General features: G+C 60.1%; 15 protein-coding genes, 1 tRNA gene and 1 pseudogene. 10 read left to right on the forward strand and 7 right to left on the reverse strand.

Annotated features, from left to right (window positions below; translation table 11 throughout):
* Positions 1 to 228 precede the first annotated feature (228 nt).
* A complete protein-coding gene (locus HCN50_RS08570; protein ID WP_171709154.1) occupies positions 229 to 942 on the forward strand; it encodes an outer membrane protein in 714 nt (237 codons plus the stop codon).
* Positions 943 to 1,121: 179 nt separating this feature from the next.
* On the forward strand, positions 1,122 to 1,361 hold the full coding sequence (locus HCN50_RS08575; protein WP_171709155.1) for a hypothetical protein: 240 nt from the start codon (positions 1,122 to 1,124) through the stop codon (positions 1,359 to 1,361).
* Between the two features lie 89 nt (positions 1,362 to 1,450).
* Here the strand turns inward: HCN50_RS08575 and HCN50_RS08580 are convergent, their stop codons facing one another.
* The 3 genes from HCN50_RS08580 to HCN50_RS08590 form a co-directional block, all read right to left on the reverse strand.
* A complete protein-coding gene (locus tag HCN50_RS08580; protein WP_171709156.1) occupies positions 1,451 to 1,705 on the reverse strand; it encodes a hypothetical protein in 255 nt (84 codons plus the stop codon).
* Between the two features lie 358 nt (positions 1,706 to 2,063).
* Positions 2,064 to 2,510 carry a hypothetical protein gene (locus HCN50_RS08585; protein ID WP_171709157.1) on the reverse strand — a complete coding sequence of 149 codons (447 nt, stop codon included), beginning with the start codon at positions 2,508 to 2,510 and terminating at the stop codon, positions 2,064 to 2,066.
* Between the two features lie 180 nt (positions 2,511 to 2,690).
* On the reverse strand, positions 2,691 to 2,960 hold the full coding sequence (locus HCN50_RS08590) for a hypothetical protein (RefSeq protein ID WP_171709158.1): 270 nt from the start codon (positions 2,958 to 2,960) through the stop codon (positions 2,691 to 2,693).
* Positions 2,961 to 3,540: 580 nt separating this feature from the next.
* Between HCN50_RS08590 and HCN50_RS08595 the strand changes: the two genes are divergently transcribed.
* Positions 3,541 to 4,683, forward strand: a complete 1,143-nt coding sequence (locus HCN50_RS08595; RefSeq protein WP_171709159.1) for an alpha/beta hydrolase family protein — start codon at positions 3,541 to 3,543, stop codon at positions 4,681 to 4,683.
* Here HCN50_RS08595 and HCN50_RS08600 read toward each other — a convergent pair.
* Positions 4,661 to 5,200 carry a MarR family winged helix-turn-helix transcriptional regulator gene (locus tag HCN50_RS08600; RefSeq protein ID WP_171709160.1) on the reverse strand — a complete coding sequence of 180 codons (540 nt, stop codon included), beginning with the start codon at positions 5,198 to 5,200 and terminating at the stop codon, positions 4,661 to 4,663. The two genes, HCN50_RS08595 and HCN50_RS08600, sit on opposite strands and share 23 nt — an antisense overlap.
* Before the next feature lie 383 nt (positions 5,201 to 5,583).
* Here HCN50_RS08600 and HCN50_RS08605 point away from each other — a divergent pair, with 383 nt between their 5' ends.
* Entirely contained in the window at positions 5,584 to 7,158 is a 1,575-nt protein-coding gene (locus HCN50_RS08605) for a porin (RefSeq protein WP_171709161.1), read from the forward strand.
* Between the two features lie 62 nt (positions 7,159 to 7,220).
* Positions 7,221 to 7,601 (forward strand): DUF3551 domain-containing protein, encoded by a 381-nt coding sequence (locus HCN50_RS08610; protein ID WP_235976828.1) that lies wholly within the window; start codon positions 7,221 to 7,223, stop codon positions 7,599 to 7,601.
* 315 nt (positions 7,602 to 7,916) lie between these two features.
* Here the strand turns inward: HCN50_RS08610 and HCN50_RS08615 are convergent.
* Positions 7,917 to 7,991, reverse strand: a tRNA-Thr gene (locus HCN50_RS08615).
* Positions 7,992 to 8,301: 310 nt separating this feature from the next.
* Between HCN50_RS08615 and HCN50_RS08620 the strand changes: the two genes are divergently transcribed.
* Together HCN50_RS08620 and HCN50_RS08625 are read left to right on the forward strand one after the other, a co-directional pair.
* A complete protein-coding gene (locus tag HCN50_RS08620) occupies positions 8,302 to 8,997 on the forward strand; it encodes an urease accessory protein (RefSeq protein WP_171709162.1) in 696 nt (231 codons plus the stop codon).
* 59 nt (positions 8,998 to 9,056) lie between these two features.
* Positions 9,057 to 10,025, forward strand: a complete 969-nt coding sequence (locus tag HCN50_RS08625; RefSeq protein WP_171709163.1) for a Bug family tripartite tricarboxylate transporter substrate binding protein — start codon at positions 9,057 to 9,059, stop codon at positions 10,023 to 10,025.
* 71 nt (positions 10,026 to 10,096) lie between these two features.
* Here HCN50_RS08625 and HCN50_RS08630 read toward each other — a convergent pair whose 3' ends face one another.
* Positions 10,097 to 10,345, reverse strand: coding sequence for a hypothetical protein (locus HCN50_RS08630; RefSeq protein WP_171709164.1), 249 nt, complete (start codon positions 10,343 to 10,345; stop codon positions 10,097 to 10,099).
* A 287-nt stretch (positions 10,346 to 10,632) separates the two neighbouring features.
* On the opposite strand from HCN50_RS08630, the gene HCN50_RS08635 reads away from it, so the two are divergent.
* Together HCN50_RS08635 and HCN50_RS08640 are read left to right on the forward strand one after the other, a co-directional pair.
* Entirely contained in the window at positions 10,633 to 11,652 is a 1,020-nt protein-coding gene (locus HCN50_RS08635) for a ribonuclease Z (protein WP_171709165.1), read from the forward strand.
* A 10-nt stretch (positions 11,653 to 11,662) separates the two neighbouring features.
* Positions 11,663 to 12,811 (forward strand): CapA family protein, encoded by a 1,149-nt coding sequence (locus tag HCN50_RS08640; protein WP_171709166.1) that lies wholly within the window; start codon positions 11,663 to 11,665, stop codon positions 12,809 to 12,811.
* A 235-nt stretch (positions 12,812 to 13,046) separates the two neighbouring features.
* On the opposite strand, the pseudogene HCN50_RS08645 reads toward HCN50_RS08640, so the two are convergent.
* Positions 13,047 to 14,115, reverse strand: a pseudogene (locus HCN50_RS08645) (class I SAM-dependent methyltransferase).
* A gap of 156 nt (positions 14,116 to 14,271) precedes the next feature.
* Here HCN50_RS08645 and HCN50_RS08650 point away from each other — a divergent pair.
* Positions 14,272 to 14,376, forward strand: a 105-nt coding sequence (locus tag HCN50_RS08650; protein ID WP_171709167.1) for a cupin domain-containing protein, incomplete at its 3' end; no start/stop codon positions are given.

Here is a 14,376-nt window from a genome sequence, read left to right on the forward strand (position 1 = left end):
ACTTTTCGGCGAGGCTTGAACCTCGCCTTAACCGGCGCGGACATCCGCAAAGCGGTGGACCGCGCGATTTAACCGTCGAAAAAACCTTATATGCGAGGAACTGGAACGCTTTGTTGCCCTGCCGTCACGGCGGGCGCGCCGTCGGGTCGCAGGCAATTGCCGCAAAGCAACCTAAATGAGGTCACGTTGTTTGGATTGGTATCCGCAACGTCTGTAACGGGGATTAGTATGAAGAAAATTCTGCTCGGCACTGCCGCGCTGGCCGCTCTGACGGCTCCAGCCTTTGCGGCCGACATGCCGCCGCGGCCGTATACGAAGGCGCCTGCCTATACCGCACCTCAAGTCGTCTATAACTGGACCGGCTTCTATATCGGCGGTCATGTCGGCGGCGCGTTTGCAGGCAACAACTCCCTGCAAGGCAGCGACGCCCGCTTCCTCGGCGGCGTCCAGGGCGGCTTCGACTACCAGTTCGCGCCGAACTGGGTGATGGGCGCCGAGGCCCAGTACAGTTGGCTGTCCGGCGGCAATGATAATGGCGTGCTGTTTCCGGGCGGGACGCTGGTGACCTCCAACACCGACCAGCTCGGCTCCGTGACCGGCCGGCTCGGCTACACCTGGGGTCCGGCGCTGCTCTACGCCAAGGGCGGTTACGCCTGGCGCGACGGCAACAATCTCGGGGTGACGGCGGCCGGCGTGCCGCAGGCCTTCACCACCAACGGCAACCACAAGGACGGCTACACCGTCGGCGGCGGTCTCGAATACATGTTCGCCCCGAACTGGTCGGCCAAGGCCGAATACCAGTATTACAATTTCGGCGACACCACCTTCACGTCAGGTCCCGCCGACATCACCGGCCGCAGCTTCCGCAACGACGAGCACACCGCCAAGGTCGGCGTGAACTACCGGTTTGGCTGGGGTGGCCCCGCGGCCGCCAAATATTGATACCGGCTTCGGTATCGAACGAAAAAAGGCCGGCTTCACTGCCGGCCTTTTGTTTTGGGAATTCGCGTCGAGGCTGCTGGGCTCGATTTATTTGGCGAGTGCGAAAAAATTTTCGCGCTGCATGCAACTTTTCGTCACGATCCCATATTATGGTCCGGCCGGCTGGTGGGACAACGAACATGCGTGCTTTTGCGTTAGGGCTGATCATTTCCGCAGCAGCGTTTCCGTGCCTTGCTCAAACTGTCCTGAAATCTGAACCGCTTATCCTTGCTCCGTATGAAGTCGCCTTCGTGCAGGATCCCTCGTGCGGGGTCGGCAAGGTGCGCAAGGTAACCGGTGCGATCAGGGGACTGCAGCGGCGCAAGGCCTGCGTTACCCTTGCTTCGGAACAGGCGTCGCTGGTCTCGGCGATGCCATAGACGCTGGGTTGCTCCCTCGGATGCCGCCCCAGCCAACGGGGCTCACATCCGAACGGTGTCCGTTTGCCCGCTCGGCCGCGCTGCCCTCCCTACGACGCCAACTGCAATTCCGTCTGCGCTTCGCGCTCGGCATCGGCCTTGTTGCGGGCAGGATCTTCATGCGGCTCAAGCTGACACGGCCTGATCTCATAATCATGGTCCAGCACCGGCCGGGGGGCGGAGTGGTCTTGCCCGGAGACGACATCGACCACGAGGCCACTCTTCTTCGCGATCTTCCAGACATCGGCGGCGGTAGGATAGGCCTTGCTCAGCTTGGCATCGTTCGAGAACAGTGCGTAGGGCATTGCTAGCTCCGGTAAAAACGGTCAACGCGGAAGCGGGGTCCGGGTTTCAGACGTGGCTGCCATGCCGGCATTCCAAAGGCTATTTCGGGTGCAAATTGGCTCGTTTCGGCCCATTTTCGTGGAGTCTCTGAGTCTTTAACGAGCCGTAAATTCCCGAAAAAAGAATCCCCGAGACTCATCAGCCAGAATCGCTGGATGTTCCCGGCCATGAGACCGAGCCTCGAAACCTCGTGCGAGCGTGTCCAGCTCACGCTGACCGTCTGTCTGCTGGTCGCCTGCGCGGCCAACATGGCGCTGGTCTATGCTTGGCTCTGAACGTGATGCCGGAGGCGGGAGTGCGGCGGCTCGGTATTCGGCTCTACTTCGTCGGCGGCCGCTTTGGCTGCCCGCCTTCTTCCCTAAGGGAGGCGTGGACCTTGGCCATAGTCGCGCTGCAATAGGCCTCGCGCTCGCGGTTGAACCGCTCCTGGTGGGCGCGGAAATTGGCGACCCGCGCCCGGATCTCGGATTGGAAATCCTCGCGCAGGTCGAGTCGCGGGAGAGTGGTTGGCCTCGATGGCTCCCGCGGCGCTTCCGTTGTCGCCGGGGCTGGGGCGGGAGCGATGGAAGCCGGCATCTTTTCTGCCAGCAGGGCAGCGATCTGGGCAAGCGGCGCGGGCTCGGCGATTGATTCGGATGTCTCGATCGTCGCGACGGCAGCCGATGTCGTCATCGTTTTCACGGCTTCCGGCGGCTTGCCGGTTACCGATTGAACGAACGCCATCGTTTGCGCGATCAGGAGATCGCGTTCCCTCATCCATTTCATGGAAAGAGCCCCTCGGCCGAATCCACTCCATCAAACGGCTTTTGTGGAATCAAGCCGGGGCTGAGGTCGCGGTGGATAACTTCCGCGATTTTGCGCGCAAGGTGACAAAACGGTGACAGTCCGTGGCTGTCAACGTGCACACGCGGAGAGACGACGATGGTGTTTCGATGCTTTCAGGTGTCAGCGCTCGCGGGGATTAGTATTCGGGACAAAGGGCGCGCCGATCATGCGGACCGGCGGCTGATCGCTGATGTTGCTGATTCGCTTGTCGGGTAACGGTGTCCGATCAACACGGCCGGTCGTCCGGTCCGTGAATCGGACCGCTTTGGTGCCGTCGAATCCCAACAAACTGGCTCCCCCTGCAACGGCCACGCTGACGCAGGCGACCACCGCGAGTAGAACCATGTTGCAGTTTTCCTCCCGAATTCTCATGCAGGGAAAATAGGGCATCTGAGGGATGGTTCCCGTCGCATAGGGGTGCGCAGGGTTTCGCTCGCGGGAGGCAGGACCGGATGCCCGCCTTGACCGTTCCGACCAGCTGCGGACGCCCCACTGCGTCGCGCGTGAGTTGCTTGCCGGAAGCGCGGCAAATCGCACCGATACCGGGTCAAAGAGCCGAAAAGGGCAGGGCCCGCGCAGGTTGAACATGGCAGAATACTACTCTTAAATCTGCCTTCTCATCGATTTCAGCCGTAAACCCCCGGCGCCGATAAACACGCGAAATGCCGCGTTATGTGCCGCAAAACTACGGATAATTGCCCTGTAAGTGTGCGGATAGCCTGAAAATACAGCACCGATCGGCGACGCGAAGGGCCGACGGACCCTTTTCGCCTACTCTGCCCGGTGTCATACATAGCGGTCGCACCGTCATCCTCGTGATAGTGGCGTGGAGCAGGCGTTCAGCCCTGCTTCGGATCGCGGGCAGGACTGGCGCATACTTGTGTATACGCGACAGGTATGCATAACATAAGTTATATAAAATAAATTATTACCTCAATTGACTAACTTGAGCAGGCGGCCTGATTTCGACATGAATGCTCATTTTGGTCCGGGAGGCTGGGTTCAATGGCCCGATAGCGAGGAGTTCTCGATCGAGTTCGCTAGGCTGCTCGGCGCTGCCCAGGACGGCGGTTCGATGATTTCCGAATGCTTTCTTGCCGCGAGCCGGATTAATCTGAAGGATGGCGGTGAGTCCTGGTATCGGGAATGGACAAGGATCGCCGATGTCAGCAGGGAGCGCGCCAATGCCGCCTTTGAGCGCGGTCATCTGCTGACTGCACAGGGTAATTGGCTTCGCGCCATCAACTACTATCAAGCGTCGACCTTCGAATTTGACGCCGCGGACAAGAAGCACCAGCGCGTGCTCAGGGCCATGCGAACCTGCGCGCGCAGCTACATTGCGTATTCGAGTCCCGCCGGCGAGGTTGTCGAAATACCGTGGCTGGAAGACCATGCTTTGGAAGGCTATTTTTTGCCTGCCCCTGGTTTCAATCGCGCGCCGGTAGTCGTCTGCATGGGCGACCCCGGACATCGGAAGGAAGAATATCTTTCCAAGGTGGCGCGGCACGCCCGCGAGCGAGGAATGTCACTGTTGGCGGTGGATCTCCTTGGTTCGGGCGCCAGCGTAAAATTCGATGACGTGGTCGGCCGTCCCGATCTGGAAACGTCGGTGGGTCACGTGATGGATTATCTCACGACGAGGAATGATATCGACGAACGCAGGATCGCAATTCTGAGCGATGGTTCGGGATCGTCCTTTGTTGCGCGCGGCGTGGTGCTCGACGGTCGTTTCGCCGCCGCGGTTTGCGACGGCGGAATCTGGGATGCACACGAGCGCGCGTACCTGTTGAATCGCCTCTCGCCCAACCATGCCGGAGGTAAGCCAATTGAGGGCGGCTGGCGCGGGCCGAGATTCGGCTGCCCCGTTCTGATCACCATGGGTGAGCAGGGCTGGCTCGAAAGCGAGCAGGTGATCGGTCTGTTCGACCAACTCAAGAGCCATCATCCCGACATTTCCCTGAAAATGTTCGAGAGCTCTGAAACGGCTGCCGCACAGGGGCATCGCGACAATCCGACGCTCGCCAATGAGTTCATTTTTGACTGGCTCGCCGATCGTCTCGAATCGATATCGGCCGATACGGCCTCGGAACTCAAAGGCCCATCGCGACTTTAAGACTGGCCTTCTCGAGGCGATTCTTGAGCGCGGCGAGTTTGTCGGCAAGGTCACTGAGCTCGCGGTCGCTGAATTCGGCAAAGATGAAGTTGTTGAGCTCCTCCTGCTCGGAAGCCAAGCCTGCGATGTGCTTATAGGTTTTGTCGGTCAAGGACATCTGTACGACTCGGGCATCTTCCTCCGACGTCTTGCGGCGCATGAAGCCTTTTTTCTCAAGCATCTTGGACTGAGTCGTCACAAAGGACGGGTCAACATGGAGCATCTTTGACACGACCTTTACCGGGACGCCTTCGCCCTGATCCAAATCGGCCAAAGCCATCAGGATCATCCATTGCGGGCCGCTGATACCAAGGGTCTTTGCCCAAAAGTAGCGAATCTCCTGGAAGTGCACGTTGATAGCGGCGATCTCCCAAGCCAGTTGTCTGGCAACGTCCTGATTCTTCCCCCCGAATTCATTCAAGCCGCCGCGGCCGGTGCGGCGCGACGTGTCGGATCCCTTACGGATCTCCTGTCCCATCGTGTGTCTCTAGCCCCGCGTCGAGTGATGCAGCTTACCTGATTTAATAACAAAACCATCGGTTTGGGCACTGCTAAGGCGCTTTTGCAGGACACAATGTCGCGACTGTGGCGGTGTTGCTGCAGCGACACACTCAGTGAGCGTTAGGATAGCTGAGTTCATAAAGTATTTTGATTAAGTAAGTTGCCCATGCATAGTCCTTGCGACGATGGAGGGGGGTCCTCGATCGTTCCGTTTTGGTGGTTCGCTTAAGTCCCTCGCGTTGATGCGGGTGTGTCCGAAGACGCGAAGCGGCTGAGCGGTTTTCAAAGGCGAGGGCGGACCTTTCTGGGGGGAACACCACAGGTCCAACCCGTCCTGGCAGAGCAACTTGGAGGTTTAACATGAATATGATCAAGGGCCTTATTCTCGGCTCAGCGGCGGGTCTCATCGCCGTGAGCGGAGCCCAGGCTGCAGATCTTCCCGTCAAGGCCAAAGCGGTCGAGTACGTCAAGATCTGCTCCCTGTATGGTGCGGGTTTCTTCTATATCCCGGGCACCGATACCTGCATCAAGCTGGGTGGTTATTTGCGCGTTGACACCACGTTCAACGGCGGCAATTACGGTACGCCGGCCTGGAGCAGTGATCTCGGCCAGCAGAACCGTTACCGAGACTACTTCGCCAGCCGCTCCCGTATGGCGCTCACGGTTGATACCCGCACGGCCACGGAATACGGCGTAGTGCGTACCTTCGGACAGGGTAACTTCAGTTTCAATAACCTTGGCACGAACAACCCGACCACTCTCGCAACGTTCCCGGCTTCCTCCTCGAACGGCCTCAACCTGACTGTGGGCGGTGGATACGTCTCGGTTGACCAGCTCTTCATCCAGTTCGCCGGGTTCACCTTCGGTAAATCATTGTCGGCCTTCTCTAACCCTTGGAACGGTAATCACGGCACTACGGCGGCTTTGTTGGGCGGCGGCGATTACACGACGGGTGTGAACAACATCCAGTACACCGCGCAGTTCGGCAACGGCGTGTCGGCCACCATCGGTCTCGATGATCCGAGTTCTTACAACCGTACTGCTGTTCTGAACCTCAGTGTTCCAATTGCCGGTCTCGCTGTTACCGGCGCTGGTGCTAACGCTTACGCCGGCACCCACGCCCCGGACATCGTCGGCAACATCCGCGTCGACCAGGCTTGGGGTCTGTTCCAGCTTTCAGGCGCGTTGCATGAAGTGAATGCTTCGTACAACACACTGGGCGCTAGCGGCGCTCCGACTGCTCTGTCGGAAATCTCCGGTCACCCCGACTCGAAGTGGGGCGGCGCGGTCATGGCTTCCTTGAACATCAAGAACATTCCGACCGGAGCAGGCGACGATATCAAGATCGACGCCACCTTCGCTACGGGTGACACCAAGCAAGTGATTTCAGGTACCACAAACTCGCCGAGCTTCGCGATGTTCGGTGGAACCAGCCGAGCGGGCGCTTATCAGAGCATCGGCTTCGGTCAAACGGCTGACGCTGTGTATCTGCCGGGTTTCACTGACGGTATCAAGCTGGTGGATGCCTGGGGTTTGCGCGCAGCGTATAACCACAACTGGGATCCCTACTGGTCGTCCACCCTGTTCGGCAGCTATTCGCAGGTTCGCTACGGCGGCAGCGCCGCCGACATTACCACGGCGAAGGGTGCGTGGTGTGCCGCCTACAACTTGGGCAAGGGTGCGCCCGGAGGTGCAACGCTTAGTGCAGACTACACCTGCAACCCCGACTACAACGTTGCTCAGGTTGCTCTGACCACCCGCTGGACCCCCGTCAGGAACCTGACGTTCTCGGCTGAAGTCGGCGCGTTCTTCCTCGACCAGAAGTTCACGGGTGCTGCGGTTCTGGCGGCTACGGCTCCCAAGCCGACCACCGTCTACGAGTACAAGGACCAGAGCACCGTTTATCTGCAGGTCCGCGCTCAGCGCAACTTCTGATCCTGACCATCCGGTCGCTCTTCAACCACGTCCCCCAGCGGCAAACCGCTGGGGGATTTATTTTGATTGCCGCTTCAGAAGTGCTCCGCCGCTCGAAAACGAGCGCGGCGAAGGACCACGCGGGTCACGATTTTTTTTCAAGCAGACATTGCATCAAGGGAGATGATCAAATGCGCAGGTGTTATCTCGCTGTTGCGGCGGTGACGGTGCTGGCTTCGATCGCGGCACTAACGACGGCGGGTCAGGCGCAGGAATATCCGTTCTGCATCAAGGGCGAATTCTGGCCAAGCTTCACTGGCGACTGCAGCTTCGCGACATACCAGCAGTGTCTGGCGGAGGCATCGGGGCGTGCTGGCGCCTACTGCGATGCGAATCCATTCCTCGGCGTTCGCGTGAATCAGGCGGGCGTCGCTTCGAATAAACGGAAGAAGCCCTCTCACTAAGGATTTGAGGCGGCCCCGAGGAGGTGCTTCAGCGCGGCAGTTGATCCCGCTGGAGAACCCTGGAAAAGGCGGGAAAATCGCAGAAACCTTATTTACTAATGTATTTTTCTAAGGTACCTTACTTCCCAGGTAGCCGGCAAATTCTTTGGCGGCCTCTTAGTCTCAGAGGAGACGATCACTACTTTATGATAAACCTCCAAAACCTCCGGCAATGCCCTGCCGGAGGTTTTTAATTTTGAGGCCTGCTTCCGCGAATCACGCGTGGCGCGGTGAGTTTCCCGGCCCTGATCAAGCGTGCGACGAATCGAGAAATCGTGGTGCCGGCTGAGGGGATTGAACCCCCGACCTTCGGTTTACAAAACCGCTGCTCTACCGCTGAGCTAAGCCGGCGAATTAAAGAGTCGGAACGCCAGATTTTCCATCGCCCCTTAGCTCCCGATCTTCGCGGCTCGAAATATCAGACTTGCGAGCAAAGGGCCAGAACCCCGCATCCCTCTACCCGATCAGGTGCGTGGAAAAGGCGGCCTTTTGGCCGCCTTTTCGCATTCTGCTTGCCTCACTGGCAGACATGCCGCCGGCCGTCGTCGCCGCGGAACCAGGTGCCGGGTGCAGACAAAGCCGTTGCGCCTAGCGTGAAGTCTTGACCTGACAAAGGCTTCGGCTTGGTATCTGATCGAATCATAGGAAGAGCAGGGGGCGTATGTTCGGAATTCTGGGGCTGGGGTTTTTGCTGGGCATGCAGCATGCGCTCGAGGCCGATCACATTGCCGCCGTCTCCAGCATTGCCGTCCGCCGCAGCCACGTGGCCGATATCGTCAAGCACGGGCTGACCTGGGGGCTCGGCCACACGCTTACCTTGTTCGTCTTCGCGGGCGCCGCGATCCTGCTTGGTCAGGCGATTCCTGAAACGGTCGCCAGACCGATCGAGACCGGCGTCGGCCTGATGCTGGTCGCTCTTGGTATCCATGTGCTGTGGCGGCTGCGGCGTGACCGCGTGCATTTTCACCAGCACGGCCACGCCGACGGCACCGTGCATTTCCATGCCCACAGCCATGCCGGCGAGACCGCGCCGCATGCCCGCAGCGTTCATGCGCACGATCATGGCTTCCGCTGGCGGACGCTCCTGGTCGGCCTGATGCACGGCATGGCCGGCTCGGCCGCGCTCCTGGTGCTTGCGGTGACGCAGGCCTCCAGCCCCGCCGTCGGGCTCGGCTATATCGCGCTGTTCGGGGTCGGCTCGATGATCGGCATGGGCGCGCTGTCGATGGTGATCGCCGTGCCGCTGGCCGTCTCTGCCCGCTCGCTCACCTGGGCCAATCGTGCCTTGCAGGGGGCTGTGGGGCTTGCCACCGTCGCGATCGGAATTATGACCGTGGTCGAGACGGTCTCGGCCTGACGCAGGCCGCCTCGGCGCTGCGGCCGGAAACAACTACAAGAGCAATTGGAGGAAACAGAATGAAACGCCGCGATTTTCTTGCCGGAAGCGCCGCATGTTCGCTGGCCGCGATGACAGGCAAGGCATTTGCGCAGGCGGGGCCGCTGACCAAGATCATCTTCCCGTTTGCGGCAGGCGGAAGCGGCGACCTGCTATGCCGCCAACTGGCGCAATACCTGCCCGCGCTTCTTGATCGCAATTTCATCGTGGAGAACCGCACCGGCGGCGATGGACTGATCGGAATCCGGGCAGTGAAGGGCGCGAACCCCGACGGCGCCACGATCCTGATGACGACAGGTCCGACCATGTACCTGCTGCCCATGGTGGAGAACCAGCCGAGCTTCGACTCTGCCAAGGATTTTGTGCCGGTCTCGCAGCTCACCCGCTTCGAATTCGCCGTCGTTGCAAGCCCCGCGATCGAAGTCAAGGACTTCAAGGAATTGGTAGCCTGGTTGAAGGCGAATCCCGGCAGGGCGACTTATGGCACCCCGGGCAGCGGCAACATCCCGCATTTCACCGGCTGGCAGCTCGAGCAGGCACTGGGCCTGTCGATGACCAAGGTGCCGTATCGTGGTTCGGCGCTGATGGTGAACGATCTGATTGCGGGCCACCTCCCGTTTGGCATCACGACGGTTTCCGATACGATTACACAGCACCGCGCCGGCGGTTTGCGGATTGTTGCCGTCGCCAGCGAGACCCGTTCTTCGTTCTTGCCGGACATCCCGACTCTGAAAGAGAGCGGCGTCAATCTGGAGGCAGACGGTTGGTACGGCATGTGGCTGCCAGCCGGCAGTTCGCCGGACTTCGCCAAGAAGCTGAGCACGGCCGTCGCCGAGGTGCTAGCGAAACCCGAGGTGAGGGAAAAGCTGCTCGCGGTCATGCTGATCCCGGTTGGCTCGACGCCGGAGCAGTTGACGCAGCGGCTCGCGGCCGACCACGCATTCTGGCAGCCGATCGTGAAGGCGACGGGCTACAAGATCACGAACTAGCAGGGCAGCCGCTCCGCACCAACGAAGAAATGGCCCCTTGAAGGGGCCATTTCGCGCCTCAGGCGTCTTCATTAGTCGTCCCAGTAATGACGCCGGATCACGACGTCTCGGTCGCCATAATGGTGGTGATGGTGGTACCATCCGCGATGCAGGCCGCGATCGTGTCCATAGAACCCGAAGCGGGGACCACCGTAGTAGCGGTCGCCGTAATAGTCGCGATCACCGCCCACATAAACACCGAATCCGCCTGCGCTTGCTGCCGTGGGTAGACCGATGGCAAGGGTCGCCAAAGCGGCCAGCACGTAAGAAAGCTTCCTCATTCTTCCTCTCCACTCGTTGTTGCCTGAGGAAAAACGAATGCCGCCTTGGACTGTTGCAGGGAACAGCGAGAAACTTTCTTGAACGCATGTTCACCATCATGGCGTGAGATTCATGGCGCCGATGGCGTCGCAATTCGCGCGCGGATCGCTACGGGTTTCATGCCTCTCCCATCAGGTGCAGGAGACATCGGCGCGGCCGCCCTTCGAGATCCGGCTCGATGCAGCGAGCAAACATCGATAGAGTGACACACAAGCGGCGCGAAAAATCTGCTGCAGAATGATTTGTCATGCGACCGATCTTTCATCCGAGGCTGGTCAACGGTCGCTACGGCGATCCGACGGTCTATGTGGAGACACTGTTCAAAACGCGCAGTGTGCTGTTCGATCTCGGTGAAATCGCTTCACTGTCCCCGCGGAAGATACGACGCGTCGATCAGATCTTCGTCTCGCATGCGCATATCGATCATTTCGTGGGCTTCGATCATTTGCTCCGTTTGCTCGTAGGACGGGAGAAAACCGTACATCTTTACGGCCCGGCCGGCTTTGCCGAGCACGTCTTCCACAAGCTTCAGGCCTATCGATGGAACCTGGTCGAGAGTTACGGTGCCGATCTTGTCTTCGTTGTCAGCGAACTTGAGACGTCGAACTCGATTTCGACCAGGCAGTTTCGGTTGAAGCGGGCTTTTGCCGCGGAACCGCCGGTGTCGAAGACAATTCCCGACGGCGTCCTGTCTGACGAGCGGACCTGCCGCGTCTCTGCCGCCATCCTCGAGCATGGCACGCCCTGTCTCGGCTTTGCCCTGCAGGAAGCGGCCCATGTCAACATTTGGAAGAATCGATTGTTCGAGCGCGGGCTTCCGGTAGGTCCGTGGTTGCAGTGGCTCAAGCAGGCGGTTGTGGAAGGCCGTCCGGACGATCATTTGATACGGATCGATGGGACGGCAGCTTCGGACGGTCGACTCGAGCCGCTCGGCAGGCTGCGTGACCTCCTGACCGTCACCGCTGGCCAGAAAATTGCTTATATTACCGATGTTGCCGACACGCCGGCCAATCGCGCCGCCATCGTGGCGCTCGTTCAAAATGCGGACATCCTCTTCATTGAGGCAGCTTTTGCGGGCACGGATGCCGCACTGGCGAGGGAGCGGGCTCACCTTACAACGATGGCTGCCGGAGAAATTGCGCGGGAAGCCAATGTGTGTCGCGTCGAGCCGTTTCACTTCTCTCCGCGCTATACGGGAGAGCAGGAACGGATGCTGGCCGAGGTGATGGCAGCGTTCGGGGGTCCCGCATCTGGCGCAAAAACCTGAGCGGTATTTCATGCCCGAGGAAAGACATTTGCCGGCTGAGCATCGGAATTTGGCGCGGCTCTTTCTATGCGGAGATGTCATGTGCGGCCGCGGCATCGACCAGGTGTTGGCACAGCCCTGCAGCCCGGAGATTTGCGAACACTACCTGCGATCGGCGGAGGAATACGTGCTGCTCGCGGAGCAGGCTAATGGACCCGTCCCGCGGCGCAACGGGCCAGCCTACATTTGGGGCGCTGCACTGGGCCAGTTGGAGCGCATGCGGCCGGACGCGCGGATCATCAATCTCGAAACGGCAGTGACCCGCAGCAACGAACGCGTAAACAAGGGCATCAACTACCGCATGAGCCCCGAGAATGCAGAATGTCTCGTGGCGGCCGGGATCGACTGCTGCGTATTGGCCAACAACCATGTGCTCGATTGGGGCCGCGCCGGCTTGCTGGAGACGCTGACTACCCTGCAGAAACTCAACGTCAAGGCGACGGGCGCAGGACGCAACGATCGTGAAGCGCGCGCACCCGCGGTGCTGAACCTTGGCGAAGCGCGCGTCTCGGTCTTTTCGTTTGGATCGACATCGAGCGGCATTCCGCTCGAATGGGCTGCGACCTCAGACGCGCCAGGCGTCAACTTGCTGCCCGACCTCTCCGAGGCGAATGCGTGGGAGGTCGCCGACCAGGTCATGGCGCTCAGGAGGCCGGACGATCTCGTCGTCGTTTCAATCCATTGGGGATCTAACTGGGGATATCACATTCCCCACGAGCAGAGAATTCTGGCCCGGGCGCTCATCGACAAGGCAGGCGTATCGATCGTTCACGGACATTCTTCGCATCATCCGCGAGCGATCGAAATTTATCGAGACCGCCTCATTCTCTATGGCTGCGGTGATTTCCTGAACGACTATGAAGGCATCAGTGGTTACGAGCGCTACCGTGACGACCTTGTCTTGATGTATTTCGCCGATCTGGATCCGACCAGCGGAAGCCTCCATGCGCTCAAACTGGTTCCCCTGCAGATCAAGAACTTTCGTCTCTCTATTCCAGCATGGCGGGACGTCGAATGGATCCAGCAGACGCTGGATGCGAGATGTCAGCAGTTCGGAACAAGGATCATTCTCGATTCCGAGCGGCAGCTTGTCGTTATCGGGCCTCGCGCAACGACCTAACCCGGGTCACGTCCGCTTTTGGCGCGACGTGACGACCATGCTTCGTGCCTTGATGACGGATGGCGCGCGCCACCGCCGCGAGGAAAGTGACGACCAATTGATCCAGCACCCGACCGGCATGACCAAGTTCTCGGTTGCCTTGTTTTGCTTGTAACGCCCGCGTCATGACTAGGCACCCCTGCCACCGGTGAGCAAGTGCTCCCGGTGGCTCAAGAAGTAACGGCACTGTCTGGGCTTATCGCCGCGCTTCGAGCACGATGTTGAAGGGCGTCTCGGCTGCGATCCGGATACGGCTAAATCCGGCTTCGCGGAGCACTGCCTCCAACCGGGCCGGCCCCGCCTGCCCACCAAGCGCGAGCCCGACGTCCTGCGCCAGCGACACCGGCGTGCAGATCATGGTGGAGCCGGCATAGTAGAGCCGGCCAACCGGATTGATATTGTCCTCCAGCCGGTCCTCCCGCGCGCGGCTCCACGGCCATGAACGAGCCGTCGGGGGCAAGAGCCTGCAGAATGCGGCTTGCCGCGCCAACGGGGTCACCAAGGTCATGCAGCGCGTCGAAACAACAGATCAGGTCGAAATTGGCGCCAACAAAATTCTTGGCCGTGGCGACGTCAAATTCAATCCGGGCTGCTACGCCATCGCGTTTCGCGGCGTCCCGGGCGCAGGCGATGGAATCTTCGTGGTTGTCGACCCCGAGAAATCTCGATCGTTCGAACGCTTGCGCCATGAGGATGGTCGAAAAGCCATGACCGCAGCCGATATCGGCGACCCGCGCTCCGCGCGCGAGTTTTTCGACCACGCCCTCCAGCGCAGGAAGCCATTCTTGCACCAGATGGGCCTTGTAGCTCACGCCGAAGAAGCGCGACATGCCGCTGAACAGGCAATTGCACCGTTCGTGATAGCCGGCGGCGCCGCGGTTGCGGAACGCCTTGCTCACCTTGGGTTGGTCAACCATCACGGCCTGGCAGACCTCGAACGAGCCCAGCATGTAGACCGGGCTGTCAGGATTGCCGAACACCATGGCCTGCTCGGGATTCATGCAGAAGCGCTGGGTCGTCGCGTCATAGTCCAGATAGCCGGCGGCGGCGTGGGCGCTCAGCCATTCGCGCACAAGGCGCTCGACTGTCCCGGTACGGCGTGCCAGCTCTTCCGGCGTCACCGGTCCCGACGCGGCGAGCGTAGTGTATAGGCCGAGTTCGTCACCAATGCGCACCAGCGGTGCAATCATGGCGCCGCCGAGATCGTCCAATATCCGCGTAACAAATCCTTCCAGCTTCTGCTCGTTCAATTCTCTGACTATCATGTTCATTGCTGCCTCCTTTGGCGAGATGGACATAGGTCCTCGCGGAGGCGCGGCAAATGACCAGGCTGCCGGATGGCTTGACTGAGCGTCTGAATTTTCCCTATTTTTGCCGTCCGTCCGAGAAGCGTGACCGAGCGTCCGATTGGAGCTGCGACTATGGGGGCGGATGCCCTGTCCGATGTGTTGCGCGCCGTACGACTTTGCAGTGCGATGTTCTTCCATCTCGACGTCCGCGCGCCCTGGGTGGCCGCGGCCCCGGCA

This window comes from Bradyrhizobium archetypum, from assembly GCF_013114835.1.
In the GTDB taxonomy this organism is placed as follows: domain Bacteria; phylum Pseudomonadota; class Alphaproteobacteria; order Rhizobiales; family Xanthobacteraceae; genus Bradyrhizobium; species Bradyrhizobium archetypum.

Coding starts and splice junctions, on each gene's coding strand:
- HCN50_RS08570 (WP_171709154.1), top strand. CDS start 229: ATGAAGAAAATTCTGCTCGGCACTGCCGCGCTGGCCGCTCTGACGGCT.
- HCN50_RS08575 (WP_171709155.1), top strand. CDS start 1,122: ATGCGTGCTTTTGCGTTAGGGCTGATCATTTCCGCAGCAGCGTTTCCG.
- HCN50_RS08580 (WP_171709156.1), bottom strand. CDS start 1,705: ATGCCCTACGCACTGTTCTCGAACGATGCCAAGCTGAGCAAGGCCTAT.
- HCN50_RS08585 (WP_171709157.1), bottom strand. CDS start 2,510: ATGAAATGGATGAGGGAACGCGATCTCCTGATCGCGCAAACGATGGCG.
- HCN50_RS08590 (WP_171709158.1), bottom strand. CDS start 2,960: ATGCCCTATTTTCCCTGCATGAGAATTCGGGAGGAAAACTGCAACATG.
- HCN50_RS08595 (WP_171709159.1), top strand. CDS start 3,541: ATGAATGCTCATTTTGGTCCGGGAGGCTGGGTTCAATGGCCCGATAGC.
- HCN50_RS08600 (WP_171709160.1), bottom strand. CDS start 5,200: ATGGGACAGGAGATCCGTAAGGGATCCGACACGTCGCGCCGCACCGGC.
- HCN50_RS08605 (WP_171709161.1), top strand. CDS start 5,584: ATGAATATGATCAAGGGCCTTATTCTCGGCTCAGCGGCGGGTCTCATC.
- HCN50_RS08620 (WP_171709162.1), top strand. CDS start 8,302: ATGTTCGGAATTCTGGGGCTGGGGTTTTTGCTGGGCATGCAGCATGCG.
- HCN50_RS08625 (WP_171709163.1), top strand. CDS start 9,057: ATGAAACGCCGCGATTTTCTTGCCGGAAGCGCCGCATGTTCGCTGGCC.
- HCN50_RS08630 (WP_171709164.1), bottom strand. CDS start 10,345: ATGAGGAAGCTTTCTTACGTGCTGGCCGCTTTGGCGACCCTTGCCATC.
- HCN50_RS08635 (WP_171709165.1), top strand. CDS start 10,633: ATGCGACCGATCTTTCATCCGAGGCTGGTCAACGGTCGCTACGGCGAT.
- HCN50_RS08640 (WP_171709166.1), top strand. CDS start 11,663: ATGCCCGAGGAAAGACATTTGCCGGCTGAGCATCGGAATTTGGCGCGG.